Origin of the sequence: Nocardia amamiensis NBRC 102102 (assembly GCF_001612745.1) — a bacterium.
In the GTDB taxonomy this organism is placed as follows: Bacteria; Actinomycetota; Actinomycetes; order Mycobacteriales; family Mycobacteriaceae; genus Nocardia; species Nocardia amamiensis.
Window position 1 is genome coordinate 1 of the sequence record NZ_BDBA01000316.1, and the last position, 7,013, is coordinate 7,013.

4 protein-coding genes and 4 pseudogenes are annotated in these 7,013 nt (G+C 65.1%); 5 read left to right on the forward strand and 3 right to left on the reverse strand.

The window, feature by feature from the left end; translation table 11 throughout:
* The 4 genes and pseudogenes from NA4_RS36570 to NA4_RS36585 all read left to right on the forward strand — a co-directional run.
* Positions 1 to 270 (forward strand): annotated as a pseudogene (locus NA4_RS36570) (transposase); the annotation flags it as partial.
* Between the two features lie 175 nt (positions 271 to 445).
* The gene (locus tag NA4_RS36575) at positions 446 to 1,678 is read left to right on the forward strand and encodes a tyrosine-type recombinase/integrase (protein WP_067480454.1); all 1,233 of its coding nucleotides are present in this window, start codon (positions 446 to 448) and stop codon (positions 1,676 to 1,678) included.
* Positions 1,675 to 3,585 (forward strand): site-specific integrase, encoded by a 1,911-nt coding sequence (locus NA4_RS39800; RefSeq protein WP_157129524.1) that lies wholly within the window; start codon positions 1,675 to 1,677, stop codon positions 3,583 to 3,585. Before NA4_RS36575 ends, NA4_RS39800 begins: the two co-directional genes overlap by 4 nt.
* Before the next feature lie 87 nt (positions 3,586 to 3,672).
* A pseudogene (locus tag NA4_RS36585) lies at positions 3,673 to 3,993 on the forward strand (transposase); the annotation flags it as partial.
* On the opposite strand, the gene NA4_RS43930 reads toward NA4_RS36585, so the two are convergent.
* Together NA4_RS43930 and NA4_RS36590 are read right to left on the reverse strand one after the other, a co-directional pair.
* Positions 3,951 to 4,325 (reverse strand): substrate-binding domain-containing protein, encoded by a 375-nt coding sequence (locus NA4_RS43930; RefSeq protein ID WP_157129525.1) that lies wholly within the window; start codon positions 4,323 to 4,325, stop codon positions 3,951 to 3,953. The pseudogene NA4_RS36585 and the gene NA4_RS43930 sit on opposite strands and share 43 nt — an antisense overlap.
* Before the next feature lie 361 nt (positions 4,326 to 4,686).
* Positions 4,687 to 5,631, reverse strand: a complete 945-nt coding sequence (locus NA4_RS36590) for a hypothetical protein (protein WP_157129526.1) — start codon at positions 5,629 to 5,631, stop codon at positions 4,687 to 4,689.
* A gap of 465 nt (positions 5,632 to 6,096) precedes the next feature.
* Between NA4_RS36590 and NA4_RS43055 the strand changes: the two are divergent.
* A pseudogene (locus tag NA4_RS43055) lies at positions 6,097 to 6,228 on the forward strand (IS701 family transposase); the annotation flags it as partial.
* Between the two features lie 42 nt (positions 6,229 to 6,270).
* Here NA4_RS43055 and NA4_RS36595 read toward each other — a convergent pair.
* A pseudogene (locus NA4_RS36595) lies at positions 6,271 to 7,013 on the reverse strand (IS3 family transposase); the annotation flags it as partial.

A 7,013-nucleotide genomic window follows, 5' to 3' on the forward strand; every position in this document is an offset into this window, starting at 1 on the left:
GTAGCGGGGCGGTTCGGGCGTGTCGAAACTCGGTGCACGGCGCGGAAGATGTTGAGCGGCTTGGCTTCGGAGTTGCCGAGCAAGAACTGCTGGACGCTGGCCGAGGCGGCGGGTGACGAGACACCGGACGCGATGCAGCATTTCCTGGCGCGGGCGGTGTGGGACGAGGACGCGGTGCGTGACGATCTGCGTGATTATGTGGTCGAGCATCTCGGCGCGGCCGGGGCGATCCTGGTGGTCGACGAGAGCGGTGACGTGAAGAAGGGCACCAAATGCCGATATCGGCATTTGAGGCCCTTATGACGAGCCGATGGTAATGCCGAAGTGCGGCTGGGAGATTGGTTGTGAGGTTGCTGTTTGAGGCTGGTTGAGCGGCATTTCGTGGTGGTGGGTCTGGTTTGTGGTGTCTCTGGTCGATGAGTCCCATCGACGACAGGAGACGACCATGGACTCTCGAAGTGGAGCACGACGCCGGGGACCGATCATCGTGGATGGCCCGCTGGCGCCGTTCGCCGACGGCTTGCGCCGCGAGCTGGCCGGTCAGGGATATGCCCTGGACACGGTCGGCGATCACGTGCATCTGTTGGCGGATCTGAGTGACTGGCTGTCGAGCCGGGGCCTGACCGGTGCTGGACTGACGAGCGAGGTGGCCGGTGAGTTCCTGCGCGAGCGGCGCGCTCGGGGCCTGCGTATCGGAGTGACCGTTCGCGCCCTCGCGCCGATACTGGGGTATCTGCGCCGTTTGCGGGTCGCCCCACCGCATTCGGTGGCCGCCGCGGTCGCGCCGCAGGATGTTCTGCTGAGCGAGTATCGCCGTTATCTGGAGTCTGAACGGGGGTTGTCCGCAGGAACGGTCACGCACTATCTGCGGTGCGCCCGGGTGTTTCTGGCGTGGCTGCCGGGTTCGTGCGAGTCGTTGTCGGGGTTGTCCTCGGGCCAGGTCACCGGTTACGTCGTGCAGTGGGCACGACACCGGGAGGGTCACCCGCCGGACATGGTGACGCTGCCGGCGTTGCGGTCGTTGCTGCGTTTCCTGCACGTGGCCGGGCATGTTTCCGACATGCTGGCTGATGCGGTTCCGGCCGGTCGTGCCCATCCTGGTCGGCTGGGGGTGCCGCGGGCGGCGTCGGCTGACGGTATCGGGGCCGTGCTCGCGTCGTGCGACCGTGACAGCGCGGTCGGGTGTCGCGACTACGCGATCGTGTTGTCGTTGACGCGTCTGGGGTTGCGCGGCGGCGAGGTGGCACGTCTGGAACTCGCCGACGTCGACTGGCGAACCGGAGAAGTGATTGTCCGTGGAAAGGGCGGCCGGGTCGATGTTCTGCCGCTGCCTGGTGATGTCGGCGAAGCGTGGGCGCAGTATCTGCTGCATGCGCGGCCGAGGACGAGGGCCACCACGGTGTTCGTGACCATGGTTGCGCCGTTCACTGCCCTGGCGACCTCATCGGTCACGCAGGTTCTGTCCCGCGCTTGCGCTCGTGCCGGTGTCGCCCGGTTCGGGCCCCACCGGATCCGGCATGCGGTGGCGTGCGGTCTTCTCGATGCCGGAGCGTCGATGGCCGAGATCGGGCAACTGCTGCGCCACGCTCACGAACGCACCACGGCGATCTACGCCAAGGTCGACCAGTCCCGGCTGGCCGAGCTGGTCCGGCCATGCCCGCAGGGAGCTCCTCGATGACCATCCGGACCCGGGTTGAGGACTATCTGGCGATGCGCCGCGCGCTGGGCTACCGGCTCCACGCTGAGGGCCGGATGCTGCTGGACTTCGCCGACCGGCTCGACGCGACCGGGCAGGCCACTATCACCGTGTCCGCGGCGCTGGCCTGGGCGATCGAGCCGAAAGATGTGGCACCGGCGTACTGGTGCCGCAGGCTGGGCGTGGTGCGAGCCTTCGCACGTCACCTGCACACGCTCGACCCGAGTTGCGAGGTCCCTCCCATAGACCTGCTATCGGGTCCCGCGCACCGGCCGACGCCGTATATCTACACCGACGAGGAGGTCGCCGCGCTCGTGCACGCGGCGCGGACCATCGCCGCACCGATGCCAGCGGCTACCTGCCACGCGGTGATCAGCCTGATCGCCGCGAGCGGATTGCGGCTGGGCGAGACGCTCGCGCTGGACCGCGCCGACGTCGATCTGGACGATGCGATGCTCACCGTGGTCGGCAAGAACCAGCACACGCGGTTGATCCCGCTGCACTGCACCACCGCGCAGATGCTGGGCTGTTATGCCGCGCGCCGTGACCTGCTCTGCCCGGCAACCGGTTCGGCTGGCTTCTTCCTCACCACCAACGGGCACCGACCGCAGCCCAGCAGCCTGCAGCAGACCTTCGCCAAACTCCTTGTCCTGGCCGAGATCCAGACACCTCCAGGTCGGCGACGTCCCAGAATTCACGACCTCCGCCACACTTTCGCGGTCAACACGCTCATCGGCTGGTATCGGTCCGGCGCCGACGTCGCGGCCCGCATGCCGATCCTGTCGACCTTCCTGGGGCACTCAGGGGGGGCCGGAGGCGACCTACTGGTATCTGCAAGCAACCCCAGAACTACTCGCCCTGGCCGCTCAGCGGCTCGAACACGATCGCAGGACATCATGACCGCGCTGGCTCCGATCATGGAGGCGTTCTTCACCGACCGGCTGATGACCCAGCAAGGCGTCAGCCCCCACACGATCGCCTCCTACCGCGACACCTTCAAACTATTGCTGGGCTACCTCCACTCCCGCACCGGCACGCTGCCGTCCCACCTGGACCTCACCGACCTCGACGCCGCCGTGATCGGGGACTTCCTCCAGCATCTGGAAGCGGTGCGGGGCAACGCCATCAGCAGCCGAAATACACGCCTGGCGGCCATCCACTCGCTGTTCCGCTACGCCAGTTTCCAGGCTCCCGAGCACGCAAACCTGATCAGCCGAGTGCTGGCGATCCAAACCAAGCGGACGACCACGACCATCGTGAATTTCTTGTCCCGCACCGAACTCGACGCCCTGCTCGCTGCTCCCGACCGCTCCACCTGGCACGGACGTCGCGACCACGCCCTGCTTGTCCTCGATGCCCAGACCGGGCTGCGGGTCTCGGAAATCACCGGTCTCACCGTCGATGATGTCCACCTCGGAACCGGCGCGCACGTCTACTGCCGAGGCAAAGGCCGCAAAGACCGGTGCACCCCACTCACCGCACACACCACCCAGATCCTCACCAGCTGGCTCGACCATCGCCGGCCATCAGCCGGCACCGCCCCGTTGTTCTGCACCCGGACCGGAGGCACCTTGTCACACGACGCAGTCGAACAGCTGATCAAAAAGCACGCCGCCACAGCAGCAAAGACGTGTATCTCGTTGCAGAGCAAGAAGATAACACCACACTCCCTGCGGCACTCTGCTGCGATGGAGCTTCTCCATTCCGGCGTCGACGTCACTGTCATCGCTCTCTGGCTCGGCCACGAGAGCCCCACTACCACCCGCATCTACCTGCACGCCGACATGGCCCTCAAAGAAAAAGCCCTCGCCCGCACCGCTTCACCGACCACCGCCCCGGACCGCTACCAGGCCCCCGACACCCTACTGGCATTCCTCGACCAACTCTGACAACCCACTGCAATGCCGCAGGCAGGCACTGCCCACCTGCGGCATTGCGATGCTCGTCGGCATTACCATCGGCTCGTCATAAGGCACCGCCACGGTCGGGTGCAGCGCCAGTACACCGGCACCGCCGGCCGCATCGAGAACTCGCAGTTCGCGGTCTATCTCGGCTATGCCACCGACGCCGGGCACGCGTTCGTCGACAGGGAGCTCTACCTACCGAAGTCCTGGACTGTCGACCGCGCCAGCTGCCAGGAGTCCGGGGTGCCTCAAGAGGTGGAGTTCGCGACCAAACCCGCGCTCGCGAGGAAGATGATCGTGCGCGCACTCGACGCTGGGGTGAGTGCGCCGTGGGTGACCGGGGACGAGGTCTACGGCGCCGATCCTGGGCTGCGGGGCGAGCTGGAAGCACGCCACCACCATAGGGCCCGGATGGCGCCGAACGTGAACTGACTGTTCAGTGTGAAAAAGCGCGGTCGGGGATCTGCGAGATCGAGTAGCTCATCGGCTACGACCTTTGCTTCAGCTGCTCCCTCGACGTCGAGACGGATGAGTCCATGGTCGAACCGGAGTTGATGGGCCTCGAAAGCCGCGTAATAGCCGCGGAGACGCCCCGAGACGGTATACAGCGATGCGGATGCGCCGATAACGCCAATGCGCCGGTGCCCGATTCTCAGCAGATGTTCAGCTGCGGCGTAGCCACCGCCAAATGAATCGGTCAGCACAGAGTCCGCGGCGATTCCCATTGGTGGCTGCCGAAGCAGCCGTACACGGTCGCGTTCGGGGCCACGCGACAAGTGAAGTGGGATTTCACGGTATCGGTTGAGGCGACGGTAGTCGCTGCCGCAAACGCTGGTCGAAATCCACCCTGGTCGCACTGATATGCTGGTCCATCACGGTGCCCACCGCGGCACTATCCAAAGCTCCTGCCGGGGTCCTTCCGCTGGCGAGCGGATCGCACCTTCGCCTGACTACAAACTTTTAGCACACCTGCCAACCCAGCCACGAAAGCCGCGCCGACATCCACTACACCCGCCCAGCGCCTGCTCCCTTATCGGCCACCGCAGGTTCGCCTGTTCTGAACTGAGGTCCAAGCTCCGGAGTCGGCTACACCTCAGGTGCGGGACTCGGCTCGTCGGCTGATTCGACAGGCAGCCGACGAACCGACGCGGGTCGACCTCGGCTGGACGCTGCAGTGACAGCCAATGGAACGTTCGGGTCGACGAGTGCTGGACGTACGTCACCGTACTGCTTCTGCTCGCTTTTACGCTCATTGTCCTCTCCAGCTTTCTGGAGCATTTCCCGCACCTGCGGTGCCGCCAACGTCGGCACCATCGCGAGCATCTGAAGCAGAGAGCCCAGTCCGCCCGCGCCACTGCCACTGCTTGCCTCAGTCTTGTTACCTCTTGTGTGGCTGGTGTCGCTCGGTGACCGACTGTCACTGACGGTGCCGCTGCCACTACCACCCGCCCTGCCGCTGCCACTTACAATGCCGGTGCCACCACCAACCGTGCCACTGCCGCTCGCCCGGATGGTGCCCCCGCCGCTGGCTGTCCCGCTGCCGACCGCTACGGCGCCTCCGTTTGCCATGTACTCGTGAAATAAGGAGATCGCCCTGACCTTCTCATAAACGGCCTCCACGGCGTTGGCGATGGCCTTGAACAACGGCAGTTCCTGTGGCGGCTTGAGTTTGGCGGAGCCCACAGACGCCAGCTTGGCCTCGAGGTCGGCCACGATGTTCTGGATCGAACGCAACGTCTGCATTTGTTCGGAGGCTATGGTCACGGAGGTGTCTTTCACCCGCTTGTCCATCTGAAGCAGCGCCAGTTTACTCGCCTCGGCCTCCTTTGCCGTCTGGTGGTAATGTTCTACTGTCTTACCCATGCCGAGAATCTCGCAGACGACTGGATCAGGTGCACTTACTTCCGGTGGTGGCGTAGTCATGCCATGGCCGAGCAGATCAACAGCGATTTGAATCGCTGTATCGGCGTTTACGATGGAGGTGCGAAGCTTTTCCGACGCGCCGGGTGGGCAATGGCGATCCAGTTTCACCAGCCAAAAGTGTCTATTCGCTGAGATAGGGACCGCTGGCATCGTTACGCGCACAGTTCCGGCCTGTGTTGCATCGACTGCCATGCCCTCAACCGCCTTTCGAAGTGATTCTTCGTTGTGCCAGCCCCTCGGGGCAGAGTTAGTGCTTCAACTACCGCGCCTGGGGAGCGGTGCTCCTGTCCAGTCGACACGATGCACCCTGTTGGAGGGCAGCCCTTCTCGCGATGGTTTCCAACGCAAAGGCGCAGTGTGATCGAAGAACGGTCAGTCGGGCGTGCGGCAGGAAACTGCCCGGAGATTCGCCACGGTAAGGCACGCGCACTCAACACAGCGTGACTCTCCCACTTCTGCCGCCGGAGCGGTATGGGGGAAACTCCCACCTTCGTTGCGACCGACTGTCCGAGCGTCCGGGCAGGCACCTGACAGTTGGTACTGCAACGGCAGTCGGTCCGGTAGCTTACTGGGGTGGTTGTGGGTGTTGTTGCAGCGGAGCTGGATTCGTTGCACGCGCGGGTCGGTGGCCGGTTCACGCGGTCGGAGCCGTGGGGCCGGGCCCGGCAGTATGTGACCGGACTGGTCGCGGGTCTCGAGCGGAAGTGACGGGACCCCGTTGATCGGTCCAGGGCATAAGAGAGCCGGTCATTGGTGATTGCAGGTTGCAGCGTATCCGCTGGGGTTTGGTAGCGCAGGGCGGAATGTCTGCAGTGGTTGTAGTCGGTCTTCCAGCCGCTGATCACGACGCGAGCCTGGGTCAGTGACCAGAAGCTGTTGATGTTGAGGCATTCATCGCGCAGGCGGCCGTGAACGCACGATTCGATGTAGCCGTTGCGCCAGGGCTGGCCCGGCGGGATGAACGCCAGGCCGACGCGTTCACCGGCCCAGTCCCGCATCGCATGACAGGCCAGCTCAGGGCCGTTGTCGCAGCGCAGCGCTGCCGGGGTATCCACGTTCGACGGAGATACGGTCGAGTTCGTCGATCAACCGGTCGGCGGTGATCGAGCGTTCCACCAGCCCGCCCAGGCATTCGCGGGTGTGTTCGTCGACGATCGACACGATCTTCACCGGCCGCCCGTCCTCGGTGGCATCGAACTGGAAATCGACCGCCCACACCCGGTTCGGCGCATCCGCGCGCATCGCGGTGACAGTGGAGTCACCGACGCGTTTGCGGCGCCGCCGCTGCGGCACCCGCAAACCCTCCTCGCGCCACAAACGCTGGATCTTCTTGTGATTCACCGCCCAAGCTTCGCCGCGGGCATCGTGGTAGGCGCGGCGAAACCCCTGCCGCGGGCGAGTTTTCGCCCAGACACGCAGCCACGCCCGCAACGCGGCATCAGGATCGGAGGCGGTGTGCGCGGCGGGTGGCCGGCGCTGGGTACTGTGGT